Raw genomic sequence first — 19,352 nt, forward strand, 5'->3', positions numbered from 1 at the left:
TCGGAACTTCGACCTCTGAACTCGGAACTTCGACCTCTGAACTCGGAATTTCGACCTCTGAACTCGGAACTTCGACCTCTGAACTCGGAACTTCGACCTCTGAACTCGGAATTTCGACTTCTGAACTCGGAACTTCGACCTCTGAACTCGAAATTTTCAAAATTTTAAAAGAATTACTGAAGTTTGCTTGAACGAATATGAAATTAAACCTACATATCAACTTATCAGGGCTAATCAATGACAAATGACCAATGACCAAGAACCAATGACAAATGACCAATGACAAATGACAAAATCACTATGAAATCACAATGGGAATGTTTTTTGCAGAATCTCGGTGTTTGGGAAGGTTCATTTACGAATTTTTCCCCCCAAGGAACACTTTTGAATGATACTCCTAGTTGTCTTTCCCTAGAACATTTGAACAATAGCCAGAAAGTGCGTCTAACTCTGAGCCGTTCGGGACAAGATATAATCAGAGAATTTAATTCTGTAGGAGGGGGTCTGCTATTTTTCGAAAATGGCTCCTTTTCAGAAGGTTTAATTCAGTTAGGGCCATTTTCCGAATTTGGTGGAGAACTCGCTTTTGTTCATGAAAATCGCCGCTTGCGTCTGGTACAACTGTTTGATAATACTGGTCAGCTAAAGGAATTAATTTTAATTCGAGAACATCTAGCTGGAACCCCAGCAAATGAACGTCCAACTTTGCAGATAAATGATTTGTTGGGAGAATGGCAAGGTCAAGCACTGACAATATATCCAGATTTGCGATCGCCTGATACTTACTCTACAACTTTCAAATTGCAACTTGATGATGCTGGGCGATTAATTCAAATTACCTCTTTTGCAGAACGCACTATTACCTCAACTGCTACCATCAAAGGCCCGATTGTTCTCTTTGACCAAAACCCAGAAAAGCAGGTGCAAGTATTATTTTTACCAGATGGCGCTTCTGCAACATCACCTGTCAAAGTGCAGTTACGCCAACCATTTTTTATAGAAGCAGGTTGGTTAATCCAGCCAAACCTGCGCCAACGGATGATTCGCAGCTACAACGAGAAAGGCGAATGGGTTAGTTTGACATTAGTTACTGAAGAAAAGGTGTAATGAAAAAGCTTTATTTATGTATATTCAAATAGCTGTAGTTGCGATCGCAGTCATCTTAATAGCTGGAGAAAATCTAGAGGCCGTTGCAGACTCACAATCTTCTACTGAAGATGGCATTAGTAGTATTGTGACAACAAAACCTACATTACAGATAGAGGGAGAGTATGCAAAATATGGTGACTATATCGGATTAACTCCCGTAGATAACCAGTCTGTCGAGTTTTCTCAGAGAATTGTCAAAGATATTCAGATTCGTTTTGTTAATAACAAAGATCAATTGCTCGATGACAAAGGTCAGCCGATCAAAGGACGTACTCAAAAAGAGTTTATCATTGGTCTGCTGAAACTCAAACCTGGTGAGGTATTCCGTGAAGATTTACTAGAAGCAGACTTACAACGATTGCGGAGATTAGAGTCCTTTAATGAAGTCAATGTTTATCGACAAGAAGATGCTAAGAGCGTTAATCTCATCTATGAAATTAAAGAGCGTAACTTCCCTTCTCTAATATTAGGAGGCGGTAGTAACGAAGATGTTGGATTATTCGGTCGGTTAGGTTATAAAGATGAAAATATCAGCGGTCTTAACGATAAATTAGATACAACTGTACAAATCAGCGGTAAAGATGTCCAATTTAATGGTCAGTTTACTAGTCGTTATCGTCCTGAAGAACCAAACCGCTTAGGCTACAGCATCAGAGCTTTTCGTAATCGTAATATATCAGGAACCTTCAACGAAGATATCAGATTGTCTAACGGTGACAAAGTACGCGAGGGAAGGTTTGGCGGTTCTGTAGGAGTTTTACGATCTTTTGATGAGTGGGATGCAGCTATAAGTTTGAACTATACCAGAATTAGCCTACGCGATCGCGACTATAAAGTTGTACAGGTCGATAGTTTAGGGAATCCTTTATCTGTCAGCGGTACTGGTATTGATGACTTATTTACAGTATTATTTTCTGTATCCAGAGATCAACGCGATCGCCGAGAAAATCCGACTCAAGGATCGATTCTCACTCTCAGCACAGAACAAGCAATTCCTATCGGACTGGGTAATATTTCTAGCAACCGCCTACAGGGAGATTATATTCAGTATTTACCAGTCAGTTGGATCGGTAATGGTAGACTAACTGATAATCCAGAAATGTTGGCGATTAATTTGCAAATTGGTACAACTATTGGAGACTTTCCACCAGCTGATGCTTTTAATATTGGTGGACTAGATTCTGTCAGGGGTTACGGTTATGGAAAAGTTGCCAGTGGTCGGAGTTATGGTTTAGCTTCTGTGGAATATCGTTTCCCAATTTATTACTCAATCGGAGGAGTTCTTTTTACTGACTTCGCCTCAGATTTCGGGTCTAGCGAAACCGTGTTAGGAGAACCAGGAGTGCTACGAGATAAACCCGGAAGTGGCTTTGGTTACGGCTTAGGATTGCGCGTCAAGTCATCCTTTGGGCTGATTCGAGGTGACTTAGGAATTAGCGATCGAGGAGAACTTAGATTTGAAGTTACTACAGGTCAGCGATTTTAACGGGTGGCGGAAAAGTTCTAGAATACTATTGAGGATTGCTTGATAACACACTCAGGGCTATTATTCTAAAAAGCTACTTGAGTGTGTCTAGTCTAAAAGAACATAATCAAGCCATTGGAGACTACTTGCACATTTGTAACGTGCGGCGATCGCTAGCTGCGATCGAATTTAACCGATAAAAGTCTTGCAGAGCCAGGGAGTAAGCATAAGAATTTGACTCATCCTCACCAACCTTGGGCAATCTATTGCTTGTAGCTACCTGATTCGATTGTTCAGAACTGGCTTCATTTGACGAAGTATTAACCGTCATCGCCAATTCTCCCGATGGGTTGATTGTACCCTGAAAACAATTTAACTCTGATTGGGGCATATACAACGCACCCCTTACCTTGTCCTGCTGCTTTTGAAATATGATATAACCTTGACCAAGCTGGTTTGGTTTTGGGGATTGACCATAGAGGTAAATCCCATCTTTTACAGGAAAAGTTGCTTTTGGTAAAACTCTTGCGCTTTTTGTAGTTCCCCCATCGCCTGGAACCAGCGCTGTGATTGTAGTTACTGTTTTTCCGTCTCCAGAAGCCGCATTCAGTTGACTTCTTTGATCTCGAACTTTTCTCAGCTGCGACAAAAGAGAGTTTTCGGAGGTTTTCTGAATCCGAGCCGATGATAATCGAGAATCTGTAAATGATATTACTTGAGTCTGCTTGGCTAGAAAGCCCAAACCGAGAAGTAAGCCTAAGCCCGCGAGGGGAATTCCCCACTTTCGGGGAGATAATAACTGATGAAGGTTGTTAAGCACCCTACTTCTCCTGTTAAAAAACTAACTAAGTTCTCTAGAACTTACTTACATCATAACCAAGTCTTAATTGTCAAAGACTTTATTCACGACTTACACGACTTATATTACTATTGTCCAAAAAAGAAAACTGTCAAAAACAAAAGTTTTTATGGAATTTCGTTCTACAATCTTAGATTACCATCAGTTAGAGTCTTTATAACAGAAGGTAGGAGGCAAGAGGCAGGGGGCAGGAGGCAGAAGGCAGGAGTAACCCACCTTTAAAAGCATGAGATTAAAGTAAGAAGAATTGTATCTCGCTACACTCTACTCAATACAATTCTTCTTTGAAAACTAGGTTATATACCCAGAATTAAAGTTTTCATATCATGTCCGGCTAATAGTTCTAATTCCCGAATCTACGCAGAAAGCCCAAAAACCCTGCCCCCTGCCTCCTGCCCCCTGCCTCCTGCCCCCTGGCCCTTCAAGAAACTTGTATATCTTGTAGCTTTGCCACCATTTCTGCACGCGCCGAAACCTTCAACTTCCGAAACATCCTTTTCAAAGCTTGTTTGACGGAATTTTGCGTAATCCAAAGTTTTTCCCCTATTTCCGCATTCGTTAACCCCTGCGCCACCAAATCGGCAATTTCTAACTCACGCGCTGTTAAAGGACTAACTAGCAGGGAATTGGATATTTTGGGTTTTGTCCGTAGGGTTGCCATTTTTGATGACAAATGAATACATAAAGCGCTCAAGTCAGCTAAATCGTTACCATTAAAGGCAGGATTTCCCTTGTCACGAGCCAAGTTAAGGGTTCCGACAAGACGACCATCGCAAACAATTGGCCCAGTCATCACGTGTTCGTGGTCAGAACGCGAACAAAAATGTTTCCAGTCTCCTGGTGATAATAATAACTGTTCGTGGGCAGGAGCATGACGCTCAACCACATAGCGCCCCACTGGATTGCTTTCTAAGCATACAGCCGGAATGCCTGAAAAATCAATCTCAGTGGTTGGCTGCTCATCAAGGAGATAAATACCCCAATTTTGCACGCCAAAATGCTCGCTAATTCGATCCGTGATAGCGAGTCTTAACTCTTGCTCATTCTGGACATTAGCGATCGCATGAAATACAGCGTGTAGAGAATTAGCCATAAGTGTACCCAGTTGGGGACTATCCAAGCCTCAACAATTACTTCTATGCTAATACCAAGGAAACTAAAACGCTAATTACAGTAGCGACTAGGAGAAGCACATGACAGTTACACAACTCTCTGCTCAGGAACTTTTCCGGGCTGCTTATGAAAACCGCTATACTTGGGACAAGAATTTCCCTGGTTATACTGCAAATATTACCTATAAGCATGATGATAAAGTGTTTACAGGCAAAGTTATCATCACTGCCAATCTCAAAGCCGAAGTTTTGGATGTAGATGATGAGTCAGCCCAGAAAGCAATTCATGGTCAAGCCTGGGAGATAGCAATTCACCGCGTCCGCCGCAGCTTTGAAGACACCCACAGCGCTAATACATTTAGCTATGGTAAAACTGACGAAACTGGTGCGGTTGAGCTTTTAATGGGTGGTAAGGCTGAAGGCGATAAATACAAAGTCCGCAATAATCAAGTCTGCCATGTTCACCGTCTAATCCACGGTACTTTTGTTACCATTGACACCTTTAGCAGTCACGACACCGGGGAAGGTTATCTATCCCATACCTATGACTCTGTGTACCATGACCCTAAAACTGGGGAACAAAAAGGCGGTAGAAGCGAATTTATTGATGAGTATGAAAAAGTTGGTGACTATTTCATCCTAAATCGTCGGGAGATTCGCACCGAAACAGCAGGAGAATTTTCTACTCAGGAATTTATCTTCTCTGAAATTAAATTGTTGGAGCCTGTTGCTGCTTAAGCTGTATTCTAAAATCGAAAAATTAGCGATCGCTCTTGAGTTAAAGGGAGCGATCGCTTTTATTTTTTGGGCATTCTATACGTAACTGTAGCTCCTCGTAGACATCGCTCAATCACGTTAAGATACTTAATTAGGTGTTCCTAATAAGCGTGGTAATCTACTTATGAGTCAACTTGAAAACATTCAAGCTGAGTACGAAAAATTCCCTGAAGCATTGGAAAGTGTAATTATTAGCACCGTGAGCGCACAGGCAATACCCAATGCTAGTTATGCTCCCTTCGTAATGGATGATTCCAAGAATATCTACATTTACGTTAGTGGTCTTTCGATTCATACCAAAAATATTTATGCCAATCCTCATGTTAGTGTCTTGTTTATCGAGGATGAGGCTAAAAGTAATCTAATTTTTGCCCGTCGTCGTTTGAGTTTTGATTGTACGGCAACTTTGATAGAGCGTGAAACTGATAAGTGGAATCAAATTGTTGAGCAATTTCAAAGACGGTTTGGTGAAATTATCGAGGTTTTGCGAGGCTTGTCTGACTTTCGGATTTTTCGGCTAACCCCAAGTGAAGGTCGTTTTGTAGTTGGTTTTGGGGGAGCATATCATATTAGTGGTGATAACCTCCATAAACTTGTTCAAATCACAGGAGATGCCGAGAAAAAGCAAGGGTAAATTATGAATGGGGCGTAGCCCATTCTGAATTCTGAATTCTGCTATCTATGGAAGCATCAAATCTTCTCCTGATTCTTTAGCTATTCAGACTGATGTATTTTGAATCCTGAATTAGTTTGACTGTATGCAAATTCAAATAAGCTAAACTTTTTAATTTTATGCTTCAGTTTCAACCTCCTGGCTTTGGACATAAAGTTATCCATACATCCTTGGGAGCAATGGTTTACTATACCCAAACGAATGCACCTTGGACGATTGCTGACACTGAAGATTTACCCCCACTACTATTTCTCCATAACTTTGGTGGGGGAGCGTCTGCTTATGAATGGTCTAAAGTTTATCCGGCTTTTGCCTCTAATTACCACATTTTAGCCCCCGATTTAATCGGCTGGGGAGAATCGGCCCATCCAGTGCGGGATTATAAAATTAGGGATTATCTCAGCACGATCGCAGAGTTTATCATCCAAACTTGTCGCCAGCCGGTGACAGTGGTAGCCTCATCTCTCACAGCCGCTTTTGCTATTCGCCTAGCTATTGTTCAACCCAATTTACTCAAAGCACTGTTTTTGGTTTCCCCTTCTGGATTTGATGATTTTGGGCAGGGTGCTGGACGCAGACTTCCGCTTTCGGTAATCAATGCGCCTCTGTTGGACAATTTTATTTATATGCTTGGTGCTGAAAATGAAATTGCAGTCCGAAATTTCTTACAAAGTTTTCTGTTTGCTAAGTCACAACGAGTATCTCAAGAGATGGTGGAGGCTTATTTAACCTCGGCACAACAAGCTAATGCCAAGTTTGCTGCTTTAGCATTTTTGCGGGGCGATCTTTACTTTGACTTGAGTTTATATATTCAACAACTAACAGTTCCCACTGTCATTTTTTGGGGAGAAAAGGCACAATTTACCAACATCAAATTAGGACAACGCTTGGCAAATTTAAATCCAAGAGCAATTCGAGATTTTTATGCGATCGCAGATGCTGGAATATTACCTCATTTGGAAATACCAGAAGTTTTCATTGGTCTATTACAGCGGTATCTTGGAAAAGTAGGGAGTAGGGGAGCAGGGGAGAATAACTAATGACTAATGACTAATGACTATTTAGAAAGTAGCTGTGCGTTTAATGCTTTAGTAATGCGATCGCCAGAAGCTTCTAAGTGAGCTAAGGTGTAAATATCAAGGCTTTCTCTCTCAGGGTTCGTGGTGGTTTCAAGGGAAGGAAACCCGCCAATGCCCTGTTCACCAAGTTGTTTGAGTTTGGCATCAATGGCTTTTTGCAGTTGGCGCAATTCATACCAAGCCAATGTCCGGCCATCTTCAGGTGTATTAGTAGTACCCAACATCATCTGTAACAAAATATTCAGATGTTCCCGTTGCAATGAACGGCGGATGCTCGAAATTGGCTTTGGTTCTCCGGGGGCGAAAACTTCTGTCCAGATGCCTGTTTGCAGGGTGTCGAACAGTTCTGGTATGGAAAGCGCTTCTCCAGGCAGAGTTTTTAATTCTATATCTTGTAACCGATTCAGGCGATCGCTGTCTAATAGCGATTGCAATATCGTACTTTGAAAACTCAAAATGCGATCGTGAATTGGATAATCAAGGCGGTTATTAGGTGCAGAACTACCCCAGTGTCCCCAACGCGAGGGTGCTAGTTGATTGAGCAATTGTGGTGAAAAGCTGAAAGCATTTTCTGCAAATACATACTCTTGCAACTTTGTCAACGCTTCGCGTTGTTTTAAAAGTGAAACTGGGACAAATGACCAAGCATCGTCATTGGCATGGAGACGCCGAAACGATTGTCCACCGATGTATTTAGAAAGCAAAGTAGCGTTCCGAAAATAATATTTAAGTACTCTATTAAACTGAAGACGCAGGTTACTATAGCTTTCTCCTTTCGATAGATAACCGTTATCAAGATGCTGCCACATAAAACGAGCATTATCCATTTGCCACTGTGAATAAAGTAGCACATCACTACTCATATCCCAGACATTTGCAAAAGGATTAATGTCCCAGATATCTTCATCGGTTGCATAAGATAATTCTGGTTGAGGCGACGCTAGTGCAATCTGGTCTAAAAAACTTTTTTCTGATTCTGGAATAGTTACCTCAAGCGCTGTTGATGGAAATCTTTTATAACCATACTCAATTGCCCATTCGTCATAAGGCCCAACAACTCCTGGAAAATAGTCACCTTGCTGTACTCCCTGTGGTGCTATGTTCACAGGTACATAGTCCATCACCGAACCCACTAAACCTTTGGTGTGAGTGATTTCAGTATTATTTAATTCTTCTGGCGCTAACATAGTGCTGCCATAAAAATTGTGGCGCAAACCCAGAGTGTGCCCGATTTCGTGAGCGATGAGAGAACGCAAATATTGATGCACATACTCCTTCATCGTTTCACTACTAGATGTAGTGTTTGGCAACATTGACAACGCTAGCGCTCCCATAGCTGCTTGATTTGAAGATTCCATACCATAGCAGGACTCTGAGGAAAAAAAGTGAGCAGAGGAAGAGGACGCAAATTTATCCAGAAATTTCCCAGCGTCTTCACGTCCTTTCGTATTTTCTTGACATGAATTTGTATTCGGTGATGAATTTGACTCCATCAGTGCGTGATATTCTTGCTGAACTAAGCGCACCATATTGGCATCCACAATGATATCTGCATCCAATATTTCCCCGGTAAATGGGTTGACGCGCATTGGCCCTTTAGCAAAACCTGCATCTAAAGAATTGAACCAGCGAATAGTGTTGTAATGTACATCTGCTGGTTTCCAATTAGCATCATCTGGCATTTGCTGCACTTGAATGGCATTTTGAAATCCAGCTTTTTCAAATGCTTTATTCCACATCAAAACCCCTTCACGAATCGCATCGCGATATTCTAGTGGCACAGCATTTTCAATCCAATACACAATTGGTTTTTTGGGTGGAGATAAGGGGGCGTTAGGATCGGATGGTTCTAGATGCCAGCGATTAATGTAACGTACAAATGATTCGTGAGCATTATCATTATTATTAGAGAAATCTTGGAAAGCAGTAGTAAAATATCCAACTCTACCATCGGCAAGTCTGGGAATATAACCATTGTTTTCTCTCATTTGAGAAAAACTGTAGTGTACCTTCAGAGTAAGTGCCCTACTATCGGGTACAGCGATTAAATTCGATCCTTCTATTGATGAAAAACCGTAAATAGAATCAATTTCTATATTTTCTGGGAAGCTGTTAACATCACCAAAATATGACTTGCGTGCATCTAAGCGGTAATCAGCCTGTAAAGAGTATTTTAATAGAGGAGTTAATCCAGGAAAATCCTGCATTAGCACTTCATTCATGTTTATCAGAATATTTTTATTATTTGGATCGATAGTGGCTATTTCGAGTGAATAAAGAACTGAATCGCTAAATGAGCGAGCAAGCGATCGCTGTTCTGGTATACTGTCTGTACGAAATTTTACATTACGCACAACAAAATGCAATCTATTATTTACTCGTCGGAAGTAAAAGATAAAATCAGAGAGAGGTAATCCACTATAAATTCCACTTTCCCCAATGCCTGATTCCAATGTCACTATAGCTAGGTAATCTATATTTAGCTGCTGTGGCTTAAGTTCTAAGAAAACTTTTCCCGAATCTTCGCTGCAATAAAGTGTGAAGAGTCCCTCTAGTTTATCTACCCGATTAACAATCCCATTAAACCTGCAAAAATCTTCCTTTTTAATCTCAGCAAGATTATTGTCAGCACTTGCTACGTTTTTAACTACTGGGAGTGTATTTAATTGCTGTACATCAATATTAGAAGTATTTGAAAGTTGGGTTGCTCCTGCATAATCATTTGATAGCAACAAGCTATACAGTAATACTATACAGACTGCTAATTTCGTTATCCAGTATTTCATCCTTTGGCTTTCCACCTGAAGCAGTTCTCGTGTTGAGGAAAAATATCGAGTAGTTTTTCGTCTGTAAACCCTTCAAATATCTAGGGATTAGGGTATAAATTCACTCAGTCAGATAAACAAGGCCTCTAGTACGGCACAGCATAAATTCAGCTACCATCTCAATTAACTAGACAAATTGTTCAAGCAACTTATTAAAGGTAGGGAAACTTCCGCCACAGTGTACTAGCCTAAAAGTCGTGTGACTATTGATTGTTATTAGTAACTATTTAGGAATTATCCATTAAGCATCTATCTTTTAAGGTTGATAATTTTTATAACCAAAGATACATGTTTTTTTTAATTCTATCTGTATTAAAAGCCAAATGTAGCATTAAAAATGTATTTAGTGCTACATTTGGCAGCCCAAGGAATCTCAAGCATGATTTATAAATAAAGAGTAAGACTTCTAAAAAAGCTGTTATTGAGCATTTAAATGCTTTTTCGGATGAATTTTGGAAATTTATCCGAATCTAAACCGTTTTCTCACATCCTAAATTATTCTCAATGGTCTTTAAAGCGTTATTCCAAGACAAAATCAGCTTTTTTACCTAATTCTCGGTCTTTTTGATTTGTTAGCCAGGATAAGATGAAGCAATTTAGCCAACCACAAACCAATTTTGAGTAATTTGCTGTAGTTTTGTGTAGAAGCAAAAGCGAGTACACCAATTTCTACCGCTTAGGTGATGTCAAAATCAAGCAATATATGAATAATATCGTGGGTGACTAAATATTGCAGTTAATCCACATCTGGTGAAATTAAATATGCGTTATCCAGAACCCTTATAGAGACGTAGCAATGCTAGGACTGTACATTCTTTTTCACTTCTAGGAACGGTTTGATTTAGTTGATTTGCTTGTAGATGATTGGTATAGTCTCATCCAAAATTTTTCATAACTGAGATATGCCTTTTGTTAGAAGGATAATTATTTTTTTATAGTTAATCTGTTATTTGTACTCCAAAAAACAAACTAATTGGCATGATAAATTTGATTTCTAGAACTATTAGTCACATCAGCTCCCTGCTTAAAGGACTTCAAATAAAAGGTTTTTTGGCTGTTGTCATAGTTGGTTTTCTAGTGCTGACGACCAATGTTGCTCCTGGGCAAAATAACACAGGCTTAAAGGAAAGAGTTCGCGAACAGATACAGCAAGATGATTCTCAAAGACCGAGAACAATCGGGGAGTGGAATAAAGAAGCTCGTGAAACGGAAGGTTCTCCTGGCGAACGACTTAAAAAGATTGGAGGAGAGTCAGCAGAAGCCTTTAAACAATTTGGATCTGGCTACGTAAAAGGTGCTCAGAAAACTGCTAGTGATGTAGGGGATAGTGCAGCACAAACAGGCAAAAAGATCCTTAACTAAGTTCGATGATCAATGCGTTACAATCTTTACCTGGCAGTAAGTAGTAATAACTTTTCGCCAATAAATGAGTAATATTAGCAAGGCTGGTGTTTAACCAATCAACTCTTCTAATAATTTGGGTAACGTCCTCACCCTTGCTGATAATAGATTGTAGCGTTTCGTGAATCGCATTAAATATAGGTTTTTAGTAGGGGCGTACAGCTAGCTGTATGCCCCTACTGCGTGCTACAATCTTGCGTCTGTTTGCTCGCTATTAAGCTTGAAAAAACCCAAAACTACGCTTTGGTATTGAAGTGAAGCCAGTGCGGTATTCTCCCTACATTCCTGCGGGCATTCTACGACAGTACACCTTGTTGGATGAGTCTGCACTGCAAAATTCAGATTGATACCAGATAAAAAATATTTTTCAGTAATACTGAGTAAATTGGTAGAAATAAAGTCAACTATTAAGGCTTGTCATTTGATATTTACAAGTAGTCAAAGATACTTGATGCAGAAGCGTCAGCGTCTTTCTGTAGGGGAGAAAAAATAACAATCAATACAGTTATGTTTGTTTATACCCACTTATCTAACTATCCTAAGTAATATACGTATATTTTTTTACCAAATTTATAGTATTTTTAGAGCAGGTAAGTAACAGTTGAATAACTGTTTGAAAACGTGAAACAATGAGGAAATAGCTAAGACAGTAAATAAGGAAAGTAGATTAATAATTAGTGATATGAAGCAATCTAAAAGGACGCGAAGGCGGGGACTTGTCCTAACGATCGCTGGGCTAAAGCGTTTAGAAGGGGCGATTCTGGCCATAGAAAAGGTAGAAAACAATGGAGAACGCTTCACTCTAGAAGATTTAGGTGATCGCATGAAGGTATCTACCAAAACTCTGAACCGATTATGGTCGTTGAATACAGGCGTCGATCAAAAAACCTTAAAATTGTGCTTTAGCGCCTTTAACCTAGAATTATGCAGGGAAGACTATGGAATCCTGAGTGAGCCTAATTATACGGAAGCCTCTCAAGCTCTCTCGGTGAGTTTAGACACAGGAGAAAGAAAATTATTTCCGTCTTTATCCTTAGATTATCTTGCGACTCAACACCATAACCAACTCGAAAATCTTTGGTCATACCCAGATGGCCCCGTACCTGTAGATTCCCCCTTCTATGTCGATCGTCCCCCAATCGAGGAACTAGTTTATCGAGAAGTAATTCAACCAGGCTGCGTGATTCGGATTCGAGCAACAAGAGAAATGGGAAAAAGTTCTCTTGTGCTGCGGCTGTTAGCCTTTGCCAAAATGCAAAGTTATCGCTCGGTGAATGTGAATTGCAACCAAATCGATTCAAGCTGTCTGACAGACTTAAATAAACTTTTGCGTTCTCTTTGTTGGCAAATAGCAACAGAATTAGACATTGACCCAAAGCTAGATGACAACTGGGATGAAGAAATAGGTTGTAAGTTGAGTTGCAGTTTATATTTGCAATCTTATTTGCTCAAGCAGTGCAAAAGTCCAGTAGTTTTAGTGTTAAATGAGGTTGACCGCTTTTTTGAATATCCAGAAATTGCTCCAGAGTTCTTTGGTTTGTTGCGCTCTTGGTATGAAGAAGCACGACAAGATACCAACTTGCAGAAACTCAGGCTAGTGGTAGTTTACTCCACAGAAGTATATGTCTCGCTGGATATCAACCGTTCTCCATTTAATATTGGCCTACCGATCCGTCTGCCAGAATTTACTGACCACCAAGTAAAATACTTAGCCCAACGACATGGTTTAGATTGGACTTTTAATAACGAAGTTAACCAACTGATGTCTCTGGTGGGGGGACATCCAGCACTGATTCGGATTGCTCTATATTATCTATGCTGTCAAGGACTGACCTTAGAAGAACTGATAGAAGATGCGATCGCTAACGGCGGTATCTATCGCTATCATCTATGGCGACACTGGGCAATCTTACAAGAAAATCCTAGTTTAGTAAAGGCGTATGTTGAAGTTGTAGCTGCAAAGCAAAGCATTTCTCTCAATCCCATTGACGCTCATAAGCTCGAAAGCTTGGGTTTGATAGCTTATAAAGGCGATCGTATCCTACCGCGTTGTGAACTCTACCGTGCTTACTTTAAAAAACAACTAGGTATTGCTGAATTTGAATATAAATCCTTGAAAAAACGTGCTTGAGAAAGAATTATTACAGACGCTTTCTCTAATGTTCATCGTAATCGCTCCTCTTAATCCCTTATTTGGCTAGAAACAAGCAGCCAAAGCTACGTTTTGTCTCTTTAGGGGTTCTTTAGGCTTAATTAAGTCATAAAGCAAATTATGATATTAATCCTGAATCATGACGACTTATGCTTTTATTTTGCTGGAGTTTAGGGCTGATGATTTTGTTATTTTCAACGAAAAATAATTAATTGTTTGACCAATAAAGTTGATAATCCTCGATATAAAATCTTCCATTATTGGAAGACATTTTGAAAAAGAAGTAATAATCTTCTGATTCCCAAATACTAAATTCTTGCTCTTGTTCTTGAAAACTAGCTGTTGAGCCACTATTAGGGATAGTCATACCAGCAGTTAGTGTGCTATTTTTCGCTCTCATTAGGAAAATTTCTAGCAGACAAAAGCCCTGTAGTTCAGCAGAATAACGAATTTTGAAACGGATTTTTCCACCATTCCGTAGGGTCTTTTGAATAGAAAAATTTTCAGTTTTAATGGGATTACCAGACAGATAAATCCCTTTCCCTTGTGTTATTATATGAGTTTGCCTTTGGTTGAATGAATTCATTATTTTTTCTCCTCCAAAAGAATAGAATTGATTTAAATAATTGCATTTTTAGCAAATAAATATTTTAACGGTAAGTTCTTTCTGTGCTTATGAATGTCACGTTTGTATTTTCTCGCTATCTTCCAAAAAATGCAATGACAGTTAAGACAGTTAAGAAGATAATTAAAAACTGAATTCTGAAAAGCGATCGCAATCTACAAAAATAGAGATTAACGTTTGACTTGAGGCAGTAGTCCACCCACAAAAGCATTACAAGGCTCTGCATTGTAACGAGATTTAATTTGCAGTTGGTTATTTCTGTCAATGCCTAAGCCCTACATTTAGCCCTTTCAAAAATTAATAATTAGTGCTTTTTTATCCACTATTACAATCAAGCTAACATCTATCTAGGGAAATACCTTTTAACAATCATTCAATTTGGCAATAGACTTTTAATTGCTAACTCTTTCATTTGGCACTTGTCAAGCATTATTTTGCCTTTGAACGATCCTCTTTATGATTTTAATACATCTGTCTTCAGTAGGGTAAAACTCCAAATGTACATTTGGTAACATTACTGAAGAATAAATAAGTAATTGCAAGCAATTGGACTTAATCATGACATACACACAAACTAACGATCCAACTATTCGGGAACACGTTCAAGCTTGGCAAAATTTAAATGTAGATCAACAACTTGCTTTGTTTTGGTTTATCTATAAAGAAATGGGGGGTTCAATTACTCCAGCCGCTCCTGGAGCCAGTACTGTTTCTCCAGAAATAGCTGAAGGTTTATTTAATCAAGTTAAGGAATTATCTCACGAACAACAATTACAAGTTCAGCGTGATTTGATTAATAAAGTGGATACCCAAATTTCTCGTGAGTATGGCTCTTTGGGTGATACGACAAAACTCCTGTTTTGGTATCGATTATCTCAAGGGATGGATAATGGTACTATCATTCCTGTACCTGATGATTATCAACTTCCTTCCGAAGCTAAAGCGTTGTTTGGCAAAATTCAAGGATTAGAGTTTGAACAACAGATTACTCTTTTCCGTGATTATGTTTCACCAATGGGTGCTGAAGCAAAATCAGGTGCTGGAATTTAGCACTTTGGAATTTTTTAGGATGCTTGAGGGTATCTATTAAGTTATTTCTACCCTTCTTTTAAAGCTTGCTAGATTCGCCAGTCGCTTAATATAAAGCTATATTTTGATGACTGGCGTATTTAGGAATTTTTTAGTTAATTATTTCGAGATGCTTATGTGTTGTATAAACCAATACAGTTCAGTTAAGCAAAGCGCGTTTGTACATAGACGCTCGCTTGATATTTATAACCTTATTGTATACTGAAACTACCTAATGCAATTACAGCGATCGCTGCACTAATTAGCTTGGAAAAGCTTGGAAAATTAAGGTGGGGATAAGTTTAAGTTAATTCTAGTACGCTAGCAGAATTAACATCTAAAAACAACGTCGCTTGGGGTTGTTGACGGAGAATAGAAGCCGCACAGTCTGTACTGATAGAAGCTTGCAGCATCTGTTTTACCACATTTGCTTTACGTTTTTCTGGAGCAAGACAGATAATTTTTTTAGCAGAACAAATTGTTGGAATGGTGACAGTAAAAGCATACTGTGGGACATTTTCTAAATTCGGAAAGTGACCTGTACTTACTTGTTGCTGACGGTTCACATTATCTAGTTTTACCAGTTTCACCCTGTAAGGATCTTGAAAATTTGCTACAGCTGGATCGTTAAAAGCTAAATGCCCATTTTCGCCAACACCAAGACAGCATAAGTCAATCGGTTGTGCTTGCAATAATTTAGTGTAGCGATCGCACTCTGCTACTGGTTGTAATGTATCACCTTCTATATAGTGAAATTTCTTAGGATTAACCCGTTTTTCTACACGTTCTCGCATATAACGCCGAAAACTGGCAGAATGGTTAGCAGTAATTCCCAAATATTCATCTAGATGGAACAGAATAATCCGTGACCAATCTACACCACCCAATGCAATCAAAGCATCAAGAAATTTGAGTTGGGAGTTACCTGTAGCTAACAATACAGCAGCTGTATCCTGAAGATTAAGAACTTGCTGTAAATATTTTTGCACGATTTCGGCAACATCCTCAGCCATTTCGACTTCAGAGTTGTAAATCTGCACTAGTAAATCGTCAACGCGAAAAAAGTTTGTAGCGGCTACCATTTGCTTACGAAGAAGGTTATCAATTATACGGCAGTTTATTGAGAGGTTTTACCTGTCTGCCCTTATATGCCCTATCCAGTATAGATTTTAGGATTAGCAGATTAATTTGTGACTATTGAAATTTTCTTCTCCAGTCCTCAATCCCCGTATTAACAAAGGAACAATCACTAAAGACAAAAAACAATGTAAACTATTTAAATTAAGTTAACAATTATTTACATTCTACCCAAAAATCATGCTGGCTGCAATTCTCTTTGACCTAGACGGCACTATTGTCAACACTGACCCCATACACTACCGAGCTTGGCGGGAAATGCTGTTAAATTACAGCATAGAAATAGACGAAACATTTTATAAATCCCGAATTAGTGGAAGGCTAAATCCAGAAATTGTTAAAGACATTCTGCCACAATTACCAGCAGCAGAAGGGCAACAATTTGCAGACGAAAAAGAGGCGTTGTTCCGCAAACTCGCCCCACATCTTAAACCGCTAAGTGGATTTTCTGAACTACTAGCATGGACAGAAACACATCAATTAAAACGTGCATTAGTAACTAATGCGCCTAGATTAAATGCAGAATTTATGCTAGAGGTTTTGGGGATAAAAGAAGCTTTTCATACAGTTGTTTTAGCGGATGATTGTATTGCAGGTAAACCCGATCCTGTGCCCTACCAAGTTGCCCTGAATAAATTGGGGATTACAGCAGAAGAAGCGATCGCTTTAGAAGACTCTCCCTCCGGTATTCGTTCAGCGGTGGGCGCAGATATTCGCACCATTGGCATCGCTTCCACCCACGATCCGCAAGTTTTGCAGTCAGTCGGTGCATTTATGGCAATTCCAGACTTTACTGATTTGCAATTGTGGACATTGCTAAACTCACTCATCGAGCCAGATTTAAGTGCGATCGCTTCTAATTTTTGAGGACATGGGGAAGAGGAGGCAGAAGGCAGAAATTCTTTAATTTTGAATTTTGAATTTTGAATTTTGAATTGATTTCTCCCCTGCCCCTCATCCCCCATCCCCAAAAACTCCACTTTTTAACCGAGCCATATCACGCAACGGTGGTGCGCCGAACAAGCGACTGTATTCACGGCTGAACTGTGAGGGGCTTTCATAACCCACATAATGACTAGCTGTTGCCGCATCCATACCCTGTCCCAGCATCAGACGACGGGCTTGTTGAAGCCTAAGTTGTTTTTGATATTGCAAAGGACTCATGGTGGTGACTGACTTGAAGTGATGATGAAGCGACGAGGGACTCATGCGCGCTTCACGAGCGATCGTATCAATCCGAAATGGTTTTTCGTAGTTCCATTTAAGCCAGTTGATCGCTCTGCTAATTGCTTGGAGTTGTTTATCGACTAAAGCAATCTGTCGCAATCTAGCACTATGTTCCCCTGATAACAAACGGTAGAGAATTTCTCGGACAATCAAAGGTGCGAGAATAGCAATATCTTGAGGTGTTTCCAACAACCGTACAAGTCGGATTGCGGCATCAAGCAGTTGCGGGCTAACAGGATTAATAGACAAGCCCGGTTCCGGTGGTTCGTTCGCTGGAGCCTCTAGTTTTGCCTCCATCATCAGTGTGCTGAGTTCTCCCATATCTAAATCGAGCCGAAGACACAGATACGGAACGCTTGGCGTTGCTTCAATCACTTGACCGACAACAGGCAGATCGATGGATACCACCAAATATTGGTCTTGACCATAAACATACAGATTGTCTGCCAACATTACCTGTTTCTTTCCCTGAGCGACGATGCACAGGGCAGGCTCATGCAGGGCATGGAGAGGCGCAGTAGGTTGTAAAGAGCGGATCAGGAATAACCGCTCGATCGCTATGGGATGGACACCATCTCCATTACTGTTCTGTGCAATCAGAGCGGCTAGCTCGGACTGCTGCTTTCTAACAGTCTGTTCCATAATGTCGTTTGAAATCCTTTATGAAACTAACATTCAGGGCAGCCGCAATCTATTTAGCCGCTGAGGTCAGCTTATCTTTTTATGATAAACAATGAAAAAAAATGCAGGATTAGGCAAGAATTTCGCAGGTTCAGATTACCGCATCAGGCTTTGACTCTCTTAGATTAAGAGTGTGCTAGAGAATACAACAACTTGGAGATCCGGTTTTATGACTACCAACCAACAGAAAGTCGTACTAATTACAGGTGCAAGTAGCGGTATCGGTGAGGCGACAGCACGTCTACTCGCTCGTAAGGGCATTTACGTCATCCTGGGCGCACGACGCACGGATCGCCTAGAAACCCTCGTGGCTACAATCCGCTCTGAGGGAGGCTCGGCGGAGTATCAGACCCTTGATGTTACTAATCGCGCCGACTTCCAAGCCTTTGTAGAATTTGCTCAGAGCAAATTTGGCCGCATTGATGTCATCGTCAACAATGCAGGCGTTATGCCGCTCTCGAAGCTAGAAGCGCTGAAGGTTGATGAATGGGACTGGATGATTAACGTGAACATCCGTGGCGTACTTAATGGCATCGCCGCTGGGCTACCACTGATGAAACGCCAGGGATTTGGCCAGTTCGTCAATCTGTCCTCCATCGGCGGACATGCGGTGTGGCCAACCTGCGCCGTTTACTCAGCAACTAAGTTCGCGGTGTTGGCAATTTCGGAGGGGCTGCGTCAGGAAAATACTGACATTCGCGTTACAGTTATTTCGCCGGGCGTAACGGAGTCAGAACTGGCCGATAGCATTACTGACGCCGAAGCTGAGAAAGGTATGCAGGAATTCCGTAAGATTGCGCTTCCGGCTGAAGCGATGGCCAGAGCGATCGCCTTTGCAATCGAACAACCGGATGACGTTGATGTGAATGAGATTATCGTGCGCCCCACAGCCAGCGTATAGTTACGCAAAGATGCGGAGAATTTTCAACCTAAGCTAGCAGTAAAACAACTGAGAAGCCCTATATGACTACCCAAAATAAAATTCAACCTCGCCAACTTGGTTCTAAAGGTCTAACTGTTTTCCCCCTAGCTCTCGGATGTATGGGAACCTATCCCACTAATAATATTTTGTTAATCCAGATATGAATTGTAGCAAGGTCAATGAATGCGTCAAAGTAAACT

General features: G+C 40.4%; 17 protein-coding genes. 11 read left to right on the forward strand and 6 right to left on the reverse strand.

The genetic code is table 11. The features are described 5' to 3' along the window. Positions 1-300: 300 nt before the first annotated feature. Both HWQ43_RS20955 and HWQ43_RS20960 read left to right on the forward strand, forming a co-directional pair. Positions 301-1,107 (forward strand): DUF3598 family protein, encoded by an 807-nt coding sequence (locus HWQ43_RS20955; protein ID WP_292737682.1) that lies wholly within the window; start codon positions 301-303, stop codon positions 1,105-1,107. Positions 1,108-1,123: 16 nt separating this feature from the next. Next, a complete protein-coding gene (locus tag HWQ43_RS20960; RefSeq protein ID WP_292737649.1) occupies positions 1,124-2,635 on the forward strand; it encodes a BamA/TamA family outer membrane protein in 1,512 nt (503 codons plus the stop codon). A 121-nt stretch (positions 2,636-2,756) separates the two neighbouring features. On the opposite strand, the gene HWQ43_RS20965 is transcribed toward HWQ43_RS20960, so the two are convergent. Beyond that, positions 2,757-3,434, reverse strand: coding sequence for a hypothetical protein (locus tag HWQ43_RS20965; protein ID WP_292737651.1), 678 nt, complete (start codon positions 3,432-3,434; stop codon positions 2,757-2,759). A 460-nt stretch (positions 3,435-3,894) separates the two neighbouring features. Next, positions 3,895-4,566 (reverse strand): LuxR C-terminal-related transcriptional regulator, encoded by a 672-nt coding sequence (locus HWQ43_RS20970; protein ID WP_292737653.1) that lies wholly within the window; start codon positions 4,564-4,566, stop codon positions 3,895-3,897. A gap of 100 nt (positions 4,567-4,666) precedes the next feature. Between HWQ43_RS20970 and HWQ43_RS20975 the strand changes: the two genes are divergently transcribed. The 3 genes from HWQ43_RS20975 to HWQ43_RS20985 all read left to right on the forward strand — a co-directional run bounded on the left by HWQ43_RS20975 (position 4,667) and on the right by HWQ43_RS20985 (position 7,075). Beyond that, positions 4,667-5,323 carry a DUF3386 domain-containing protein gene (locus tag HWQ43_RS20975; protein WP_292737655.1) on the forward strand — a complete coding sequence of 219 codons (657 nt, stop codon included), beginning with the start codon at positions 4,667-4,669 and terminating at the stop codon, positions 5,321-5,323. A gap of 163 nt (positions 5,324-5,486) precedes the next feature. After that, positions 5,487-5,996, forward strand: coding sequence for a HugZ family protein (locus HWQ43_RS20980; protein ID WP_292737658.1), 510 nt, complete (start codon positions 5,487-5,489; stop codon positions 5,994-5,996). A 158-nt stretch (positions 5,997-6,154) separates the two neighbouring features. After that, entirely contained in the window at positions 6,155-7,075 is a 921-nt protein-coding gene (locus HWQ43_RS20985) for an alpha/beta hydrolase (RefSeq protein ID WP_292737660.1), read from the forward strand. Between the two features lie 17 nt (positions 7,076-7,092). Here the strand turns inward: HWQ43_RS20985 and HWQ43_RS20990 are convergent, their stop codons facing one another. After that, positions 7,093-9,900, reverse strand: coding sequence for a zinc-dependent metalloprotease (locus HWQ43_RS20990; protein WP_292737662.1), 2,808 nt, complete (start codon positions 9,898-9,900; stop codon positions 7,093-7,095). A 1,017-nt stretch (positions 9,901-10,917) separates the two neighbouring features. On the opposite strand from HWQ43_RS20990, the gene HWQ43_RS20995 reads away from it, so the two are divergent. Together HWQ43_RS20995 and HWQ43_RS21000 are read left to right on the forward strand one after the other, a co-directional pair. Beyond that, positions 10,918-11,301 carry a hypothetical protein gene (locus HWQ43_RS20995; protein ID WP_292737664.1) on the forward strand — a complete coding sequence of 128 codons (384 nt, stop codon included), beginning with the start codon at positions 10,918-10,920 and terminating at the stop codon, positions 11,299-11,301. 721 nt (positions 11,302-12,022) lie between these two features. Continuing rightward, a complete protein-coding gene (locus tag HWQ43_RS21000) occupies positions 12,023-13,471 on the forward strand; it encodes an AAA-like domain-containing protein (RefSeq protein WP_292737666.1) in 1,449 nt (482 codons plus the stop codon). 229 nt (positions 13,472-13,700) lie between these two features. Here the strand turns inward: HWQ43_RS21000 and HWQ43_RS21005 are convergent, their stop codons facing one another. Further along, positions 13,701-14,078 carry a hypothetical protein gene (locus tag HWQ43_RS21005; protein ID WP_292737668.1) on the reverse strand — a complete coding sequence of 126 codons (378 nt, stop codon included), beginning with the start codon at positions 14,076-14,078 and terminating at the stop codon, positions 13,701-13,703. A 597-nt stretch (positions 14,079-14,675) separates the two neighbouring features. Here HWQ43_RS21005 and HWQ43_RS21010 point away from each other — a divergent pair. Next, positions 14,676-15,167: an orange carotenoid protein N-terminal domain-containing protein gene (locus HWQ43_RS21010; RefSeq protein WP_292737670.1), complete on the forward strand. Its 492-nt coding sequence runs from the start codon at positions 14,676-14,678 to the stop codon at positions 15,165-15,167. A gap of 320 nt (positions 15,168-15,487) precedes the next feature. Here the strand turns inward: HWQ43_RS21010 and HWQ43_RS21015 are convergent, their stop codons facing one another. After that, the gene (locus tag HWQ43_RS21015; RefSeq protein ID WP_292737672.1) at positions 15,488-16,267 is read right to left on the reverse strand and encodes a glucosamine-6-phosphate deaminase; all 780 of its coding nucleotides are present in this window, start codon (positions 16,265-16,267) and stop codon (positions 15,488-15,490) included. 235 nt (positions 16,268-16,502) lie between these two features. Here HWQ43_RS21015 and HWQ43_RS21020 point away from each other — a divergent pair, with 235 nt between their 5' ends. Further along, complete coding sequence (locus tag HWQ43_RS21020; protein WP_292737674.1) at positions 16,503-17,189, forward strand: HAD-IA family hydrolase; 687 nt, start codon at positions 16,503-16,505, stop codon at positions 17,187-17,189. 87 nt (positions 17,190-17,276) lie between these two features. On the opposite strand, the gene HWQ43_RS21025 is transcribed toward HWQ43_RS21020, so the two are convergent. Beyond that, positions 17,277-18,191, reverse strand: coding sequence for an AraC family transcriptional regulator (locus HWQ43_RS21025; RefSeq protein ID WP_292737676.1), 915 nt, complete (start codon positions 18,189-18,191; stop codon positions 17,277-17,279). Between the two features lie 208 nt (positions 18,192-18,399). On the opposite strand from HWQ43_RS21025, the gene HWQ43_RS21030 reads away from it, so the two are divergent. Both HWQ43_RS21030 and HWQ43_RS21035 read left to right on the forward strand, forming a co-directional pair. Further along, complete coding sequence (locus HWQ43_RS21030; protein ID WP_292737678.1) at positions 18,400-19,131, forward strand: SDR family oxidoreductase; 732 nt, start codon at positions 18,400-18,402, stop codon at positions 19,129-19,131. Positions 19,132-19,193: 62 nt separating this feature from the next. Next, on the forward strand, positions 19,194-19,316 hold the full coding sequence (locus HWQ43_RS21035; RefSeq protein WP_292737680.1) for a hypothetical protein: 123 nt from the start codon (positions 19,194-19,196) through the stop codon (positions 19,314-19,316). The last annotated feature ends 36 nt before the right edge of the window (positions 19,317-19,352 follow it).

Source organism: Nostoc sp. JL31 (assembly GCF_017114965.1).
Classification (GTDB): domain Bacteria; phylum Cyanobacteriota; class Cyanobacteriia; order Cyanobacteriales; family Nostocaceae; genus Nostoc; species Nostoc punctiforme_A.

Bases quoted from the DNA above. Each gene is read 5' to 3' on its own strand.
- HWQ43_RS20960 (WP_292737649.1), top strand. From the start codon at position 1,124: ATGTATATTCAAATAGCTGTAGTTGCGATCGCAGTCATCTTAATAGCT.
- HWQ43_RS21025 (WP_292737676.1), bottom strand. From the start codon at position 18,191: ATGGAACAGACTGTTAGAAAGCAGCAGTCCGAGCTAGCCGCTCTGATT.
- HWQ43_RS21000 (WP_292737666.1), top strand. From the start codon at position 12,023: ATGAAGCAATCTAAAAGGACGCGAAGGCGGGGACTTGTCCTAACGATC.
- HWQ43_RS21035 (WP_292737680.1), top strand. From the start codon at position 19,194: ATGACTACCCAAAATAAAATTCAACCTCGCCAACTTGGTTCTAAAGGT.
- HWQ43_RS20975 (WP_292737655.1), top strand. From the start codon at position 4,667: ATGACAGTTACACAACTCTCTGCTCAGGAACTTTTCCGGGCTGCTTAT.
- HWQ43_RS20970 (WP_292737653.1), bottom strand. From the start codon at position 4,566: ATGGCTAATTCTCTACACGCTGTATTTCATGCGATCGCTAATGTCCAG.
- HWQ43_RS20990 (WP_292737662.1), bottom strand. From the start codon at position 9,900: ATGAAATACTGGATAACGAAATTAGCAGTCTGTATAGTATTACTGTAT.
- HWQ43_RS21015 (WP_292737672.1), bottom strand. From the start codon at position 16,267: ATGGTAGCCGCTACAAACTTTTTTCGCGTTGACGATTTACTAGTGCAG.
- HWQ43_RS20980 (WP_292737658.1), top strand. From the start codon at position 5,487: ATGAGTCAACTTGAAAACATTCAAGCTGAGTACGAAAAATTCCCTGAA.
- HWQ43_RS21030 (WP_292737678.1), top strand. From the start codon at position 18,400: ATGACTACCAACCAACAGAAAGTCGTACTAATTACAGGTGCAAGTAGC.
- HWQ43_RS21010 (WP_292737670.1), top strand. From the start codon at position 14,676: ATGACATACACACAAACTAACGATCCAACTATTCGGGAACACGTTCAA.
- HWQ43_RS20955 (WP_292737682.1), top strand. From the start codon at position 301: ATGAAATCACAATGGGAATGTTTTTTGCAGAATCTCGGTGTTTGGGAA.
- HWQ43_RS21020 (WP_292737674.1), top strand. From the start codon at position 16,503: ATGCTGGCTGCAATTCTCTTTGACCTAGACGGCACTATTGTCAACACT.
- HWQ43_RS21005 (WP_292737668.1), bottom strand. From the start codon at position 14,078: ATGAATTCATTCAACCAAAGGCAAACTCATATAATAACACAAGGGAAA.
- HWQ43_RS20985 (WP_292737660.1), top strand. From the start codon at position 6,155: ATGCTTCAGTTTCAACCTCCTGGCTTTGGACATAAAGTTATCCATACA.
- HWQ43_RS20995 (WP_292737664.1), top strand. From the start codon at position 10,918: ATGATAAATTTGATTTCTAGAACTATTAGTCACATCAGCTCCCTGCTT.